12 protein-coding genes are annotated in these 15,457 nt (G+C 39.7%); 6 read left to right on the plus strand and 6 right to left on the minus strand.

Annotated elements, in window-relative coordinates; translation table 11 throughout:
* Positions 1-74: 74 nt before the first annotated feature.
* The 4 genes from mqo to betI form a co-directional block, all read right to left on the minus strand.
* Positions 75-1,715: a malate dehydrogenase (quinone) gene (gene mqo, locus AC1PJP_RS13190; RefSeq protein WP_479767205.1), complete on the minus strand. Its 1,641-nt coding sequence runs from the start codon at positions 1,713-1,715 to the stop codon at positions 75-77.
* Between the two features lie 510 nt (positions 1,716-2,225).
* Positions 2,226-3,884, minus strand: a complete 1,659-nt coding sequence (betA, locus tag AC1PJP_RS13195) for a choline dehydrogenase (protein WP_111856049.1) — start codon at positions 3,882-3,884, stop codon at positions 2,226-2,228.
* Between the two features lie 94 nt (positions 3,885-3,978).
* Complete coding sequence (gene betB / locus AC1PJP_RS13200; protein WP_479767207.1) at positions 3,979-5,451, minus strand: betaine-aldehyde dehydrogenase; 1,473 nt, start codon at positions 5,449-5,451, stop codon at positions 3,979-3,981.
* Positions 5,444-6,067, minus strand: coding sequence for a transcriptional regulator BetI (gene betI / locus AC1PJP_RS13205; RefSeq protein ID WP_005303239.1), 624 nt, complete (start codon positions 6,065-6,067; stop codon positions 5,444-5,446). Before betI ends, betB begins: the two co-directional genes overlap by 8 nt.
* Before the next feature lie 265 nt (positions 6,068-6,332).
* Between betI and AC1PJP_RS13210 the strand changes: the two genes are divergently transcribed.
* From AC1PJP_RS13210 to AC1PJP_RS13225, 4 genes are all read left to right on the plus strand, one after another.
* Positions 6,333-7,955: a BCCT family transporter gene (locus AC1PJP_RS13210; protein WP_479767209.1), complete on the plus strand. Its 1,623-nt coding sequence runs from the start codon at positions 6,333-6,335 to the stop codon at positions 7,953-7,955.
* 120 nt (positions 7,956-8,075) lie between these two features.
* Positions 8,076-10,142, plus strand: coding sequence for a choline transporter (locus AC1PJP_RS13215; RefSeq protein WP_005303243.1), 2,067 nt, complete (start codon positions 8,076-8,078; stop codon positions 10,140-10,142).
* Positions 10,143-10,153: 11 nt separating this feature from the next.
* Positions 10,154-10,768, plus strand: coding sequence for a MarC family protein (locus AC1PJP_RS13220; protein ID WP_004794054.1), 615 nt, complete (start codon positions 10,154-10,156; stop codon positions 10,766-10,768).
* Between the two features lie 252 nt (positions 10,769-11,020).
* The gene (locus AC1PJP_RS13225) at positions 11,021-11,536 is read left to right on the plus strand and encodes an acyl-CoA thioesterase (RefSeq protein ID WP_005303245.1); all 516 of its coding nucleotides are present in this window, start codon (positions 11,021-11,023) and stop codon (positions 11,534-11,536) included.
* Positions 11,537-11,651: 115 nt separating this feature from the next.
* Here AC1PJP_RS13225 and AC1PJP_RS13230 read toward each other — a convergent pair whose 3' ends face one another.
* Positions 11,652-11,852, minus strand: coding sequence for a hypothetical protein (locus AC1PJP_RS13230; protein WP_000761577.1), 201 nt, complete (start codon positions 11,850-11,852; stop codon positions 11,652-11,654).
* Between the two features lie 499 nt (positions 11,853-12,351).
* Between AC1PJP_RS13230 and AC1PJP_RS13235 the strand changes: the two genes are divergently transcribed.
* Positions 12,352-13,350, plus strand: a complete 999-nt coding sequence (locus AC1PJP_RS13235) for a CobW family GTP-binding protein (protein WP_479767213.1) — start codon at positions 12,352-12,354, stop codon at positions 13,348-13,350.
* 43 nt (positions 13,351-13,393) lie between these two features.
* Here AC1PJP_RS13235 and dctA read toward each other — a convergent pair whose 3' ends face one another.
* Positions 13,394-14,656: a C4-dicarboxylate transporter DctA gene (gene dctA, locus AC1PJP_RS13240; RefSeq protein ID WP_479767215.1), complete on the minus strand. Its 1,263-nt coding sequence runs from the start codon at positions 14,654-14,656 to the stop codon at positions 13,394-13,396.
* A gap of 188 nt (positions 14,657-14,844) precedes the next feature.
* Between dctA and AC1PJP_RS13245 the strand changes: the two genes are divergently transcribed.
* Positions 14,845-15,375 (plus strand): YaeQ family protein, encoded by a 531-nt coding sequence (locus tag AC1PJP_RS13245; protein WP_005303252.1) that lies wholly within the window; start codon positions 14,845-14,847, stop codon positions 15,373-15,375.
* The last annotated feature ends 82 nt before the right edge of the window (positions 15,376-15,457 follow it).

The following is a 15,457-nucleotide window of genomic DNA, read 5'->3' on the forward strand; positions in this document are numbered from 1 at the left end:
CAAGTGAGGGCTTAAAAAACAAAAGGACGAATCGAAATTCATCCTTTTGATATTTTATTTATACATCGTCAAACTTAGTTTGCTTTTGCAACTGGGGCAGCAGCAGTTTCATCGTTTGCAGCTTTGAACGGAGATGTATAGTTCAAGCCAAGCGTAGAACTTGTGTATTGACGAACTTTATCGAGTAACACAGGGTCTCTGCTCAAGTCTTGTTTATAAGACACTACAATTTCATGAAGCTTCTGATTCCACTTACCTTCAGTTTGCTGAGGGAAAGCTTTTTCAAGCAAGTTAAGCATGATGTATGGAGAAGTCGAAGCACCCGGAGACGCACCTAACAATGCAGTTACAGCACCATCTTTAGACGCAAAGATTTCTGTACCGAATTGAAGTGTTGCAGGTTTACCCGGCTCTTTTTTGATGATCTGAACACGTTGACCACCTTGGCTTAAACGCCAGTCTTCAGCTTTCGCATCTGGGTAGTATTTACGAAGTTCATTTAGACGATCTTCATCTGACATCATTACTTGGCTCACCAAGTATTTAACAAGATCAAGGTTTTCCAAGCCAACAGTAGTCATTGGTAAAACGTTGTTTTTGTTAGTTGATGCAAGCAAATCAAGCTGAGAACCATTTTTCAGGAACTTGTTTGAATACGTTGCAAATGGTCCAAACAATACATATTTTTTACCGTCGATATAACGTGTATCAATATGTGGTACAGACATTGGAGGAGCACCAAGTTCAGCACGGCCATAAACTTTTGCTGTGTGCTGAGCAGTAATTGCTGGGTTATCAGTAATTAAGAACTCACCACCAACAGGGAAGCCAGCATATTGTTTCGCTTCTGGTAAACCAGTAAGTTGCAATAATTTAACTGCTGCGCCACCTGCACCAATAAATACAAAACGTGTTTTAACGTGATCTACTTTACCGGTTTTCAAATTTTTGAAAGACACAGTCCAAGTTTTGTCATCATTTTGGCTGATGCCAGTCACTTCAGTTGAAGTCTGTAATTTGAAATTCGGGTTTTGGTCTAAACGATTCACTAATTGTTTAGTGATAGAACCATAGTTTACGTCAGAGCCAACATCCATACGGGTCGCTGCAACTTTTTGACTAGGGTCACGATCGTTCATGACTAAAGGTGCCCATTGTTTAATCACAGCTGGGTCTTCAGTAAATTTCATGCCTTTGAACAACGGGCTTTGAATCATTGCAGCATAACGTTTTTCTAAGAATTGAACGTTATCGCCCCAAACGAAAGCAATGTGCGGAACTGGGTTAATGAATGATTTAGGTTCAGCTAAAACGCCTTGTTTTACCTGATATGACCAGAACTGTTTTGCTACTTCAAACTGAGAAGCAACTTTTTCAGCTTTGACAATTTCCATCTTACCGTTTTTTTCTTCGGTATAGTTCATTTCCATAAAGCCAGAGTGGCCTGTTCCGGCATTGTTAAAGCCGTTTGAACTTTCTTGAGCAACTTGGTCAAGACGCTCATACATACGAATTTGCCAGTTTGGTTCAAGCTCAGTTAAATAAGTACCAAGAGTGGCACTCATGATGCCGCCGCCAACAAGAACAGCATCAACAACTGGCTCATCTTTTGCAGTTTCGACTTGTTTTGACGCAGTTGGTCTAAACAAGAAAACAATACCTGCAATTAAAATAAGAATGATTAATACCAGAAGGTATTTCAAAAACTTTTTCATGTAAGGGGGACCTTAAAATAAGTTATTTGAGTCACTTAAGGAGTGAGGAAACCTAGACAGCGTATCCAGACAAAAAGGATATAAATGCGAAACTGAATTCTCAAAATTAGAGAACTTCGAAAAAAATAAAAATTACTTGGGATTATCGCAAACACTCTATATTTTAGACTAATTTTGCATTGACAAGACAATTTTTATAATAAATGGGGTTCATCAAAATCATAAATATGATTTATATTTAATCAAACTGAGCTTTTATAAGATAGTTTAAGTTAATTGTTTTAATTTAAGTGTTTGAAATTAATATAATAATATTGATTTGGCTAAAGTTAAATCATTTGAAGAATATTTGCCTATAAAAATAGATTAATTTTTATTTCATGACATATTTATGTAAATAAGCTCCTTACACATGCTTATTTTCTGTCATACATAGTTCTTATTAATATTGGCTCAATGAATATGAAATTAAGGGCATATCTCTGTATGAGAAATATGCCCTTTAAGGTTTTATGATGCTACATAGAACGGTGCAGTTGAACGTGGTAATGCGTCACGTCCACGAATCTGATCTGCAATTTTCTCGGCAATCATAATGGTGGTTGCATTTAAGTTACCGGTAATAATCAGCGGCATAATTGAGGCATCAACTACGCGCAAACCCTTCATACCGTGTACACGACCTTGACCATCTACAACAGCCATTTCGTCTTCGCCCATCTTACAGCTACAAGATGGATGGTAAGCGGTTTCTGCGTGGTTACGAACAAAGTCATCAAGCTCTGCATCAGTTTGCAAATGTTTGCCCGGACTAATTTCTTCACCACGATATGGATCAAGCGCAGGTTGCTGCATGATTTCACGCGTTATACGAATTGCATCACGGAACTCACGCCAGTCTTGTTCCGTCGACATGTAGTTAAACAAGATACTTGGATGCTCAAACGGATCTTTTGATTTCAGTCTAATACGACCACGAGAAGGTGAACGCATTGAACCTACGTGTGCTTGGAAACCATGTTCTTTCACGGCATTACTACCGTTGTAGTTAATGGCAACTGGCAAGAAATGGTACTGAATGTTTGGCCATTTGAACTCGTCCGAACTACGGATAAATCCGCCTGCTTCAAACTGGTTACTTGCACCAATACCTGTGCCATTAAATAGCCACTCGGCACCAATCGCAGGTTGGTTATACCATTTCAAGGCAGGGTATAAAGAAACGGGTTGCTTACATTTATACTGTAAGTACATTTCCAAATGGTCTTGCAGGTTTTCACCTACACCCGGTAAATCATGAACGACATCAATGTCCATTGATTTTAAGAAATTGCTTTCGCCAACACCTGAGCGCTGTAAAATTTGAGGTGAAGCAATTGCGCCTGCACACAGTAACACTTCGCGTTTAGCCAGAGCACGTTGTAAGTTGTTTTGGTCGGCGCCAATAATGTATTCAACACCAATCGCTTGTTTTTGATTAAACAAGATTTTATTGGTCGTAGCATGAGTCAAAATAGTCAGGTTTGGACGACCTTTTGCCATATCCAAATAACCACGTGCGGTACTTGAACGGCGACCTTTTGGGGTAACTGTACGGTCCATTGGACCAAAGCCTTCTTGCTGATAACCATTTAAGTCATCAGTACGTGGATAACCTGCCTGTACACCAGCTTCAACCATGGCATGGAACAACACATTGTTGCCATTTTTCGGGGTAGCAACGGACACAGGGCCATTGCCACCATGGTAGTCATTTTCACCAATGTCACGGGTTTCGGCTTTTTTGTAGTAAGGCAAGCAGTCGGCATAAGACCAGTTTTCAAGGCCTTTATGAGTTGCCCATTGTTCTAAATCCATTGCGTTACCACGGATATAGCACATACCATTAATTAAAGATGAGCCACCTAAACCTTTACCACGACCACATTCCATACGACGGTTATTCATGTGCGGTTCAGGGTCGGTTAAATAAGCCCAGTTATAGCGACGACCTTGAAGAGGGTAGGCCAAAGCTGCCGGCATTTGTGTACGGAAATCCAAGCGATAATCCGGGCCACCAGCTTCTAAGAGTAAAACGGTGGTATCTTTGTCTTCAGTTAGACGCGCAGCAAGTACATTTCCGGCAGATCCTGCGCCAATAATAATGTAATCATATTCTTTAATATTCATAACTATCCTTTTTTTACTAACAGTTTGCCTGAGCAATCTATAAAGACTGCTCGGCATATGTGATTTAGATTGAAGTGTTAGAGCGATTGACGCATTAAAAAATGCTTTGATAATTGCCAAGTTCAACTTGAATAGATTTGATACGGGTATAGTGCCCAAGTGTGGTCAAGCCATTTTCGCGGCCCACGCCAGATTGTTTGTAGCCACCAACTGGCATCTCGGCAGGCGATTCGCCCCAAGTATTAATCCAGCAAATACCAGCTTCAATCTGGTGAATAATGCGATGAGCGCGGCTAATATCTTGAGTAACAACGCCAGCAGCTAAACCAAAGGTGGTGTCGTTAGCACGACGGATGACTTCTTCTTCGGTTTCATAGCTTAAAATGCTCATGACAGGCCCAAAAATTTCTTCTTGAACAATGGCCATCTGGTCAGTGCAGTCACTAAATACTGTCGGTAGTACATAAGCGCCTTTGGCAAGTTCGCCCTCAGTTGCGCGGCCACCACCAATTAACACTTTAGCGCCTTGTTGTTTGCCTGACTCAATGAAGGACAACACTTTTTCCATATGAGGGAAGCTAGTGAGCGGACCGAAGTTTGTGTCTTCAGCCATTGGATCGCCAATGCGAATACGTTTTACACGCTCTACAACAGCTTTTTCAAAGTCAGCTAAAAGTGATTTTGGAACAAATACGCGTGTACCGTTAGTACATACCTGACCTGAGCTAAAGAAGTTTGCCATAACGGCAATATCTGCGGCACGGTTAAGGTCAGCATCTTCACAAATAATAAGTGGAGATTTACCACCAAGTTCCATGGTCACTTCTTTAAGCGTAGAGCCAGCAGCGCTTGCCATGACTTTTTTGCCAGTTTCCACACCACCAGTGAATGAGATTTTTTCAATTACAGGATTTTCAGTGAGCCACTGACCAATTTCACGGCCAGCACCTTGCACCACGTTAAATACGCCGTCTGGAACGCCTGCTTCTGTATAGATTTCTGCAAGTTTAAATGCAGTAAGTGGAGTCGTTTCACTTGGTTTGAAAACCATGGCATTGCCGGCAGCAAGGGCAGGGGCAGATTTCCATAGAGCAATTTGAATTGGATAGTTCCAAGCCCCAATACCAGCAACCACGCCTAAAGGTTCACGGCGTGTATAAAAGAAACTTGATTCGCGAAGTGGAACTTGGTCTCCCTGAATGGCGGTTGCAAGTCCTGCATAATATTCGAGTACATCTGCACCAGTCACGATGTCGACGGTAGATGTTTCGCTAAAAGCTTTGCCTGTGTCGAGTGTTTCAAGACGTGCAAGCTCATCATTTCGTTCACGAAGAATGTCGACAGCACGACGTAAAATACGTGAACGCTCCATGGCAGTCATGGCAGCCCAGATTTTTTGTCCTTGTTGGGCACTTTGTACAGCAGCTTCAATATCTTGTTCAGAAGCTTGTTGAAGAGTCGCGATTGTCTCGCCGTTGGCAGGGTTAATACTATTAAATGTTTTTCCACTGGTTGCGTTAACGTAGCGTCCATGGATATACAGTTGATGAACTTGTGCATCACTCATTTTGTCTCTCCTGCAAAGGCTTGTTCGCAAATTGAACTTGCGTTTGTACATAATCGTAAGCAATGGAACGGGCAAGGTTGCTGTCAAATTCGTTATGACGGCTTAAACTGCCTCGTAACCATAATCCATCAATCAATGCTGCCAACCCTCTAGCGGCAACACTGGCCTGTTGTTCATTCATTAACTTGAGGAAATAAAACTTCAAGTTAGAGTACAGGCGTTGATCATTAATCTTTTGCAAGCGGCTTAAGTCTGGTACATGCATACTTGCTGACCAAAAGTCTAACCAGACCCGCATTGCTTTTTCATTGACCTGACTAATGTCAAAGTTAGAGTCGATAATGGCCTTAATCTGGCTCTCTGGATGCGAATCTGCTTCTGCTCTGTACTGTTCGGTTTTACGACGCAGAACATTTAACATTTCTTGCATACAGGTATTTATCAACCCTTGTTTGTCGCCAAAATAATGGCTGACAATGCCGGTCGACAGCTCGGCTTTTTTTGCAATTTGAGCAATGGTGGTATTGGATAACCCCACTTCATAAATCACGTCGAGTGCGGCATTCATAATTTCTTCACGTCGCACGTGCTCTGGTTTTACTCTGCGTTTTGTCATGTTTTTCCACATCAGCACTTTTAGTGGTGCTTTAAATTCAGCATGTTAACTTGCAGAGCATCATAGCACTTTTTTTATCATACTTGTTATTGATTGAACGTTCAATCAATAACAAGTATGATATGTAAAAATCAATGAATTTTTGAAGATTAGCACGAGGAATAAAGCGCTAAAATCAAAAGTTCTTAAGGATAGGATGATGCGCATAAGTACATTACTTATCACGTTATTTTGAGAAAATACACCGATTGCAAGGAGCAATAAGATGGTGTTGAAAAGTGATAAATATTCTTCAGACCATATTCGGTTAAATCGTTTTGTATTTTGGAGTTCAGCCATCAGTATTGGTGTTTTTGGCCTACTTTTTGTGCTGTTTCCAGAAAAAAGTCAGTTTTGGCTGACCTATGTACAAGAGCAGGTAAATCACTTTTTTGGGTGGTATTACATGTTGGTTATTGTGCTGTGCTTGGGCTTTGTCGCTTGGCTCGCTTTTTCAAAAGTAGGGCAAATTCCTTTAGGAAAAGACGACGACAAACCTGAGTTTAGTTATCTGGCTTGGACTTCAATGTTGTTCTCGGCAGGGATTGGTATTGCACTACTTTATTATGGTGTTGCTGAACCTGTTGATCACTTCTTAAGACCACCTGAAGGTGAGTCAGGAACCATTCAGGCAGCCCGTAATGCCATGACCTATAGCTTTTTGCATTGGGGCATCCATGGCTGGGTACTTTATGCATTGCTCGGAGTCACGTTGGGTTATTTTGCTTTCAGACAAAATTTACCCCTAGCTTTGCGTTCAGCGCTTTACCCAATTTTTGGCGAGCGAGTCCATGGCTTGGTGGGTGATTTCGTCGATGGCTTTGGAATTTTAGCGACGGTTATTTCCTTGGTCACCAACTTGGGAATCGGAGCATTGGTGCTGGTATCAGGCATTTGCTATTTACTTCCGCAAATTCCTAATAACTCAGTGACCTTAATTGCTGCTGTTCTCATCATGATGAGTGTTGCCACGATCACGACAGTGGTGGGCATTGAAAAAGGTTTGTCGTGGTTATCGCGTATTAATTTACGTCTGCTGTATGCCTTACTTTTATTTGTATTTTTAACAGGTCCTACAAACCATTTATTAAATGGTCTTGTGCAAAATATGGGTGATTATCTAAGCAATTTTATTGGTAAAAGTTTTGATATGTATTTATACAATCAAAAAGCCAGTGGCTGGTTAGGGTCGTGGACCGTATTTTATTGGGCTTGGTGGATTGCATGGGCGCCTTTTGTCGGCATGTTTATTGCGCGCATTTCAAAAGGACGTACGATTCGTGAGGTTGTATTAGGTGTATGCCTGATTCCACTCGGTTTTACACTGGCTTGGATCTCGGTTTTTGGAAATACTGCCATTTACTTTATTTTGAACCAGAAACAGAAAGTTTTGGGCGATATGGTTTTAACTGATCCGGCATTGTCTTTATTTAAGTTACTCGAATATCTACCGTTTAATCCGTATGTTGCTGGCATTGTTGTTGTAATTTGTTTCGTTTTATTTTTGACACCAGTTGGCTCTGGTACACTAATGATCGCTAATTTGTCCTCAAAAGGGGGCACCAATGATAGTGATTCACCGATCTGGTTACGCGTTTTTTGGTCTGTGGTAATTACCATTGTAAGTATTGGCTTGCTTTTAGCCGGTAGTTTTAACTCCATGCAAAGTGCTGTGGTGTTATGTGGTTTACCATTTTCAGTCATTATTTTGCTCTATATGTTTGGTTTAGCCAAAGCGTTAAAGCAAGATGATTTTGACCCTCAATTAGTGAAAAAACAGTTAGCTGTTTCAAAAGACATTTCGGTTCCGTCGAATTGTGACCAGAATAAAGTGACTGAGGTTTTATAACCTCAACCGATCACATCTATATATTATTTTTTGCGTTTAAAGTCGTCTTTTCATTGTTTTAAATAAGAGTGAAAAGACGAAATTAAATATTTTGTTTTTATTTTATTCCTTGAGGATTGTATGGCAACAGATAATCCAAGAGCAGTTGATGATTTAACATTATCTAAATCTAAAAAAGACCCGCTCAACCGTGTGGTTTTTTATTTTTCAGCTGTACTTATTTTAATTTTTTCTCTCGTCACGTTTTTGTTCAATGATTTTGCAAATAGAGTCATGAACGCCGTACTTCAGTGGGTAACCTCAACCTTTGGTTGGTATTATCTGCTTGCCGCAACGTTATATATGGTTTTCGTGATTTTTATTGCCTGTTCAAGATACGGCAGTATTAAATTAGGACCTAAGCATTCAAAACCTGAGTTTAGTTTACTCAGTTGGTCTGCGATGCTGTTTTCGGCTGGTATCGGTATCGATCTGATGTTCTTCTCGGTCGCTGAACCATTATCTCATTATATGCAACCTCCAGTCGGAGCCGGTCAAACCTATGAGGCGGCACGCCAAAGTATGGTCTGGACCTTATTCCACTATGGCTTAACCGGTTGGTGTATGTATGCCTTGATTGGTATGTCATTGGGATACTTTAGTTATCGTTATAATTTGCCACTTACCATTCGTTCTGCACTTTACCCAATTTTCGGGAACAGAATTAATGGGGCAATTGGGCATAGTGTTGATACGGCTGCCGTCATCGGGACAATTTTTGGTATTGCGACGACCTGCGGGATTGGAGTGGTACAGCTGAATTATGGCCTACATGTGTTATTGGGGTTACCAGAAAATATCTGGATGCAATTTATTTTAATTGCTGTCGCGGTCGGTATTAGTGTTATTTCGGTGACATCTGGGGTCAATAAAGGCCTACGGATTTTATCTGAAATTAATATTTATGTTTCGGTCGGTTTATTGCTGTTTATTTTATTCTTAGGAAATACTGAGTTTTTACTCAATGCCCTTGTTCAAAATATTGGTGACTATTTAACTCGTTTCCCTGCTTTAGCATTACAAAGTTTTGCTTTTGAACAGCCGAAAGAGTGGATGAGTAGTTGGACTTTCTTCTTCTGGGCGTGGTGGATTGCGTGGTCTCCATTTGTAGGACTCTTTCTGGCACGCATTTCAAGAGGGCGTACCATTCGTGAGTTTGTATGCGGTACCTTAATTATTCCGCTTCTATTTACACTTACATGGTTATCCATTTTTGGTAATAGTGCATTGCACAGCGTTATTTTTGAAGGCAACCAAACCTTAGCTGCGACTGTGTTAGCAAATCCGGCTCATGGTTTTTATGACCTGTTAGCACAATATCCAGGCTTTACCTTTATCGCTTCAATTGCCACCGTAACAGGGCTTTTGTTCTACGTAACTTCTGCTGATTCGGGAGCGCTGGTTTTAGGTAACTTCACGACTAAACTTACGAATATCGATAATGATGCTCCGCGTTGGTTAAGCGTATTTTGGGCAGTGGCAATTGGTTTATTAACGCTCGCCATGCTCATGACCAACGGAATTACTGCTTTGCAAAACGCGACCATCATTATGGGACTACCGTTTAGTTTCGTAATGTTCCTTGTGATGGCAGGGCTTTATAAGTCGCTGAGGCTTGAAGATTACCGGCAAGCCAGTCGAAGTATGAATGCAGCGCCAGTGGTAGGTAATGTCGATATTCTGAATTGGAAACAGCGTTTAACTCGAGTCATGCATCATCCGGGAACCACTGAAACCCAACGCATGCTAGATGCAGTTTGTCTACCTGCTGTTCAGGCCGTTGCTGGTGAACTTATTAAGCAGGGCATGAATGTAGATGTGCAGCAAACGCCGCTTGAAGATGAAGAGACGCTTTTCCATCTGGATTTCACTATTCATTTAGAAGAAGAACAAAACTTCGTTTACCAGATCTGGCCTGTACGCTATAGCGCACCAAACTTCAGTCAACGTGTGAAACGAGGTAAACAGTTCTATTACCGTCTTGAAACCTATCTTTATGATGGCTCTCAAGATAACGATCTGGTCGGTTATAGTAAAGAACAGGTTATTAATGACATTTTAGATAAATATGAAAGACATATGACGTTCTTACATATTAATCGTATTAGCCCAGGGAATCGTCCATTGTTCCCAGATCCACAAGCTTAAGAGGAAAATGCATGGCTTCTCCTTATCTACATTCTTTTGCTTTATTTTTCTCGTTGCTCAATCCATTTCTAATGAGCATCTACATGATTGGCCTGATCCGTCATTCAGAAGCCAAGGTGTTTAATAAAGCACTGATTCAGGGAAGTTTGATTGCTTTTGTCGTGTTCATGCTATTTGCATGGGGCGGCGAAACAATTTTTAGTAAATATCTGAATGTACGTTTTGAAGCCTTTCAGATATTTGGAGGACTTATCTTTTTGGTGATTGGCTATCGCTATGTTTTTCAGGGTGCCGATACGATTGGTGAAATGCGCGGTGCGCCAGAACATCTGGCTGGCACCATTGCCATGCCGTTTATGATTGGTCCGGGCACCATTAGTGCTGCTGTGGTTACAGGCATTGAAATGTCAATTGGTGAGGCAGCCCTAGTGATTGCCTTTACCTTATTTTTAACCTGTAGTATTTTGATTTTGATGAAATTTTCACATGATCATTTACGCTATAAACATGCCAAGCATATCGACCGCTACTTTGATATTGTCGGGCGTTTATCTGCTTTATTAATCGGTACGATCGCCATTGATATGATCATTAATGGTGTGACAGGCGTTATTACTAAAGTATAGCGAGCGACTTATAACATCGTGCTATGCCATTTAGTGTGGAATAAAATGGCATAGCATCTTCTAAAAAAACTAAGATAAATAAAAAAAGCTTTAAAAAAGAACTTTAAAAATAATGCTTTAAAAATTTAAATTTTAAAAAACAATCAAAGATATTAAAAAATACAATGCTATGTTGTGGATTTAAGCATGTTTTTTTTGTGAATTATCAACCATAATGTTTACTGAGCTTGTTTTAAGACACAGAGTTTAGCTATGCCTACATTAGATGAAATAACCACAGCAACTGATGATCAGTCTGAATTGACGATGTCAGTTTTGATGACGCCTGATATGGCAAATTTTTCAGGTAATGTTCATGGTGGTACGATTCTAAAACTACTAGACCAAGTCGCTTACGCTTGTGCAAGTCGTTATTCGGGTGGCTACGTAGTGACTTTATCTGTAGATAAGGTAAATTTTAAAGAACCTATTTATGTAGGTGAGCTGGTAACCTTCTTGGCAAGTGTTAACCATGTAGGCCGTACTTCAATGGAAGTCGGAATACGTGTTGAAGCCCAAAATATTCAGAAGCGCACAGTACGCCATACCAATAGCTGTTATTTCACTATGGTTGCTGTTGATGAACAGGGCAAGCCATGTGAAGTTCCTCATTTGAAACTTGATACAGAGTGGAAGCGTTGCCGCTTTGAAGCAGCTGAGCACCGTAAAGTTTTACGTCTACAAGAAAACCATAACCCATCTTGTAGTATGTATAAAAAATCTTCTTAAAAAAAAGGATCGAACCGCAGCATGGTTCGATCCTTTTTCTTCTTTACTAAAATTCAGCGTCCATATTTCATTTCAGTAAAATTATCTCTGAGCTTGGAGGAGAGTGCTGAGAGAATTAACGAGTTGCAGGAGCAGCTTCAGAAGCAGAACCTACAGCATCAGATGCAGCATTTGCAGTGTTTGCTTGTTCTTGAGTTGAAACAACAACTTTTTCTTCACCAGCAGTGTTATGTGCTTGGTCGTGCTTAGAAGCAGCGAAAGTTGAAGCAGCAGTTAAAGCAAGTGTAGTAGCGAGTAAAGTTTTAGCTAATTTCATTTTATGGCATCCTTAAATTTCATTTAAAAATAAATTAAACCTAATCGTTCGTACCTACATGAAACCTGTATGGCTGAATGACTAAGCTAGGACACATGCTAAGCCGAGGTTTGGATTACATCAATTAACTTAACAATCTATTACGGCTATCTTAACAATATGAAATATACGGACCGTTTATGTGCGGAATCTGTAAAATTAAAGGACTTAATTACACCTTAAAATGTGTAAAAATATTTCTTATCGAATGAAAAAACATCAATTGTGTTACGTAAAACTTACACTCTGGCATGAATTGTGAATGCGGATAAATAGAATATTCCGTTTGAATTTTAATTATCAAAAGTTAATTTAGATTTTGAGTGAGATGTATGTCACATATTAAGTGTTTTAGCCTGATAATTGAAAAGTATATCTTCAAAGTGAAAAATCATTTTCATGGGATTTAAACAGTGATATACCTTTCTTAGTTTTGAAACCTTGTTGATTTGAGTCGCTTGTGAAATTTATTGCCCAAAAAACTGTTCCTACCCATATTATTTCCGGTTTTTTAGGGGCAGGGAAAACCACATTATTACAGCATTTATTAAGTCAAAAGCCTAAAGATGAAGTCTGGGCTGTATTAATGAATGAGTTTGGGCAAATTGGAGTAGACCAACAACTCTTACCTCAAGATGAAGGCTATGCAGTTAAAGAATTATTAGGTGGTTGCTTGTGTTGTAGCAGTCAATTGCCTATGCATATTGCTTTAGCCCGTTTATTGAGTGAACAAAAGCCAGATAGACTCTTTATTGAACCGACTGGACTTGGACATCCTTCTCAATTATTTGACCAACTGACCGAACCTCATTGGCAAAGTAGTTTAGCCATGCGGGCATTAATCACTGTGGTAGATGGTAGCCGTTTGCACGATACAAACTGGGTTAAACAAAACCTTTATGAAGATCAGTTAAAAGCTGCCCAGATTGTGGTGGTGTCACATACTGATGTGATGACTTTTGAAGATGATCAGGCGCTTGATTTATTAAAAGAAGAATACAAGCCTTATCACCAAGAGTGGATTAAAACTGAAAATGGTCAGTTAGCGTTAAATAAAATTGATGTAGCTGCTCGTTTAACTGAGCGATCTATACAGCCTTTACTTAAACTTCAAAAGCAAATGACTGAAACCGAGGTTAAGAAGGAAATTCAGCAATTACCTTATCATTATGTCGAGTCGGCACAAGGCTATATTGTGGCAGGTTGGAAATTACCTAAACGTTGGAAATTCGATTTTTATAATTTGCTAGATTTATTGTGTGCGCAGCAAGACTGGCTTCGAATTAAGGGAATTTTTAACACAGATCAAGGTTGGAAAGTTTTTAACTTTAATCCTGATCAGTTTAATTATAAGTCTGGCGAAGAGGGTATTGATAACCGTATTGAAATCATTAGCGAACATCATCACGATTGGTTGGCTTTTGAAACGGCGTTACTTGCTTGTCAGCTTAAAGAATAGAGAACATTAAACCAAAGATGATTTAATGTTCTCATAATGGATTTTAACGTTTTGTATCTAATACTGCTTTGGCTTGAGCATGATCAATATCTTCTTCCCAGTGTGCAATCACTACAGCAGCAACACAGTTACCGATTAAGTTGGTGCAGGCACGAATAATGCCAATGAACCAATCTACGGACAGTAGAAGTACTAAGCCAATTGCAGGAAGGCTTGGAATAACTGACAGGGTAGCTGCAAGAATAACTAAAGCCGAGCCGGGAATACCGTGTGCGCCTTTAGAAGTGATGAGTGAAACCAGTAAAATAGCCAACAGGTCGTGAGTAGATAAATCAATATTGCAGGCTTGTGCAATAAAGATAACCCCTAAAGTTAAGTAAATTGAAAACCCATCTAGGTTAAAAGAGTAACCCGTAGGAATGACCAGACCTACCGTTGAATCCTTAATTCCCAGATTTCTGAGCTTTTTCATAATTTGGGGTAAAACAGAGTCAGAAGATGCTGTACCTAAAACAATCGCTAACTCATCTTTAAAATAAGCCACAAATTTGAAGATGTTGAGACCGGCAAGTTTTAAAATTGAACCTAAGACAACCACAACAAATAAAATGCAGGTCGCATAAAACAGTAGAACCAAATAGCCTAATTGTAGAAGGGAATCTAAACCAAATTTGGCGGTGGTATAGGCCACTGATCCGAATACACCAATCGGCGCTAAACGAATAATCAGACCCATAATTTTGAAGAAGACTTCTGAAAAAGCTTCAAGCGCCTGACGTACTAACTCTGCCAAATGTTTAGGAATTAAAAGTAGTGATACACCAAATAAAATAGCGATGAGTAAAACTTGTAAAATATCGCCGTTTGCAAAAGCAGCAGTGAATGTTTTCGGAATAATATTGAGTAGAAATTCCGAACCTGTGTGCATTTCATGAGCACGTTCGGTATAGGTACTTAAATCTTTTGCGTCTAAATGGCTGATATCGATATTCATACCGACGCCCGGTTTAAATACATAGGCCACAATAATGCCTAAAACTAAAGCAATACTGGTGACCACTTCAAAATAGAGAATCGTTTTTGCACCTACTTTGCCCATTTTTTTGATATCGTTTGCACCATAGATTCCCAGTACAACGACACAAAACACAATGGGTGCAATCAGCATTTTAATCAAAGAAATAAAACCATCGCCCAATGGCTTTAAAGATAGGGAGAAATCATGAAAACCAGCCCCAACTGCAACTCCTAGAAAGAGAGCACAAAGAACCTGTAAAAATAAACTACGTTTAAGCTTTTGCCACATAAGTCATCAATTTTAGCAAGAGGAGAATATTTCTCTTTCAAGCAAAAAGCTGGCCAACTCTAAAGCAAGCTGAGCGTTTTGGAAGAATATGCAAATTTCCAATTACTATGCGGTGGATTGCTTAGTTTTTTTATAATTTTTACCTAAAATCGAGTATCCTTAGCGCCAAATTTTGGAACATATTAATCATGGCGCTTAAAGCAACAATTTATAAGGCAGACTTGAATATTGCCAATATGGATGACCATATTTATGGTGATTATCAACTGACGCTTGCCTTGCATCCTTCGGAAACTTTAGAACGTTTAATGGTTCGTTTGATGGCTTTTGCCCGTTTCGCAAGTGATGAGCTTGAGTTTACTAAAGACCTTTTTGAAACTGACGAGCCAGCGTTATGGCAAAAAGATTTAACGGGTCAATTAGAAACCTGGATTGAAGTCGGTTTGCCGTCTGAAGATAAAGTTAAAAAAGCCAGTGCGCGTTGTAAAACGGTTGCGGTTGTTGTTTATGGCACACAAGTCGAAGACTGGTGGAAGCGAAACAGTAAAATTAAAACTTTAAGTAACGTTCAGGTGTGGCAAATTGCCCCTCAAAGTACAGCCGAGCTTGAACAGCTCTGTGAGCGTACGATGCAACTACAATTAAATGTGATGGACAACGAGTGGACGCTTTTAGGTGAAAAGGGTCAGGCAAATGTTGTTTGGACACAGTTACAGTAATTTAGAAAAGCGCAACAAATTCTACAGATTCAGTTGGTACACTAAGTACTAATTGCGATTTTAGAAATTCAGTTTAAGGGTT

It is taken from the genome of Acinetobacter sp. V116_7 (assembly GCF_056735735.1).

Bases quoted from the DNA above. Each gene is read 5' to 3' on its own strand.
- AC1PJP_RS13225 (WP_005303245.1), top strand. From the start codon at position 11,021: ATGCCTACATTAGATGAAATAACCACAGCAACTGATGATCAGTCTGAA.
- betB (WP_479767207.1), bottom strand. From the start codon at position 5,451: ATGAGTGATGCACAAGTTCATCAACTGTATATCCATGGACGCTACGTT.
- AC1PJP_RS13230 (WP_000761577.1), bottom strand. From the start codon at position 11,852: ATGAAATTAGCTAAAACTTTACTCGCTACTACACTTGCTTTAACTGCT.
- mqo (WP_479767205.1), bottom strand. From the start codon at position 1,715: ATGAAAAAGTTTTTGAAATACCTTCTGGTATTAATCATTCTTATTTTA.
- betI (WP_005303239.1), bottom strand. From the start codon at position 6,067: ATGACAAAACGCAGAGTAAAACCAGAGCACGTGCGACGTGAAGAAATT.
- dctA (WP_479767215.1), bottom strand. From the start codon at position 14,656: ATGTGGCAAAAGCTTAAACGTAGTTTATTTTTACAGGTTCTTTGTGCT.
- AC1PJP_RS13210 (WP_479767209.1), top strand. From the start codon at position 6,333: ATGGTGTTGAAAAGTGATAAATATTCTTCAGACCATATTCGGTTAAAT.
- betA (WP_111856049.1), bottom strand. From the start codon at position 3,884: ATGAATATTAAAGAATATGATTACATTATTATTGGCGCAGGATCTGCC.
- AC1PJP_RS13215 (WP_005303243.1), top strand. From the start codon at position 8,076: ATGGCAACAGATAATCCAAGAGCAGTTGATGATTTAACATTATCTAAA.
- AC1PJP_RS13245 (WP_005303252.1), top strand. From the start codon at position 14,845: ATGGCGCTTAAAGCAACAATTTATAAGGCAGACTTGAATATTGCCAAT.
- AC1PJP_RS13220 (WP_004794054.1), top strand. From the start codon at position 10,154: ATGGCTTCTCCTTATCTACATTCTTTTGCTTTATTTTTCTCGTTGCTC.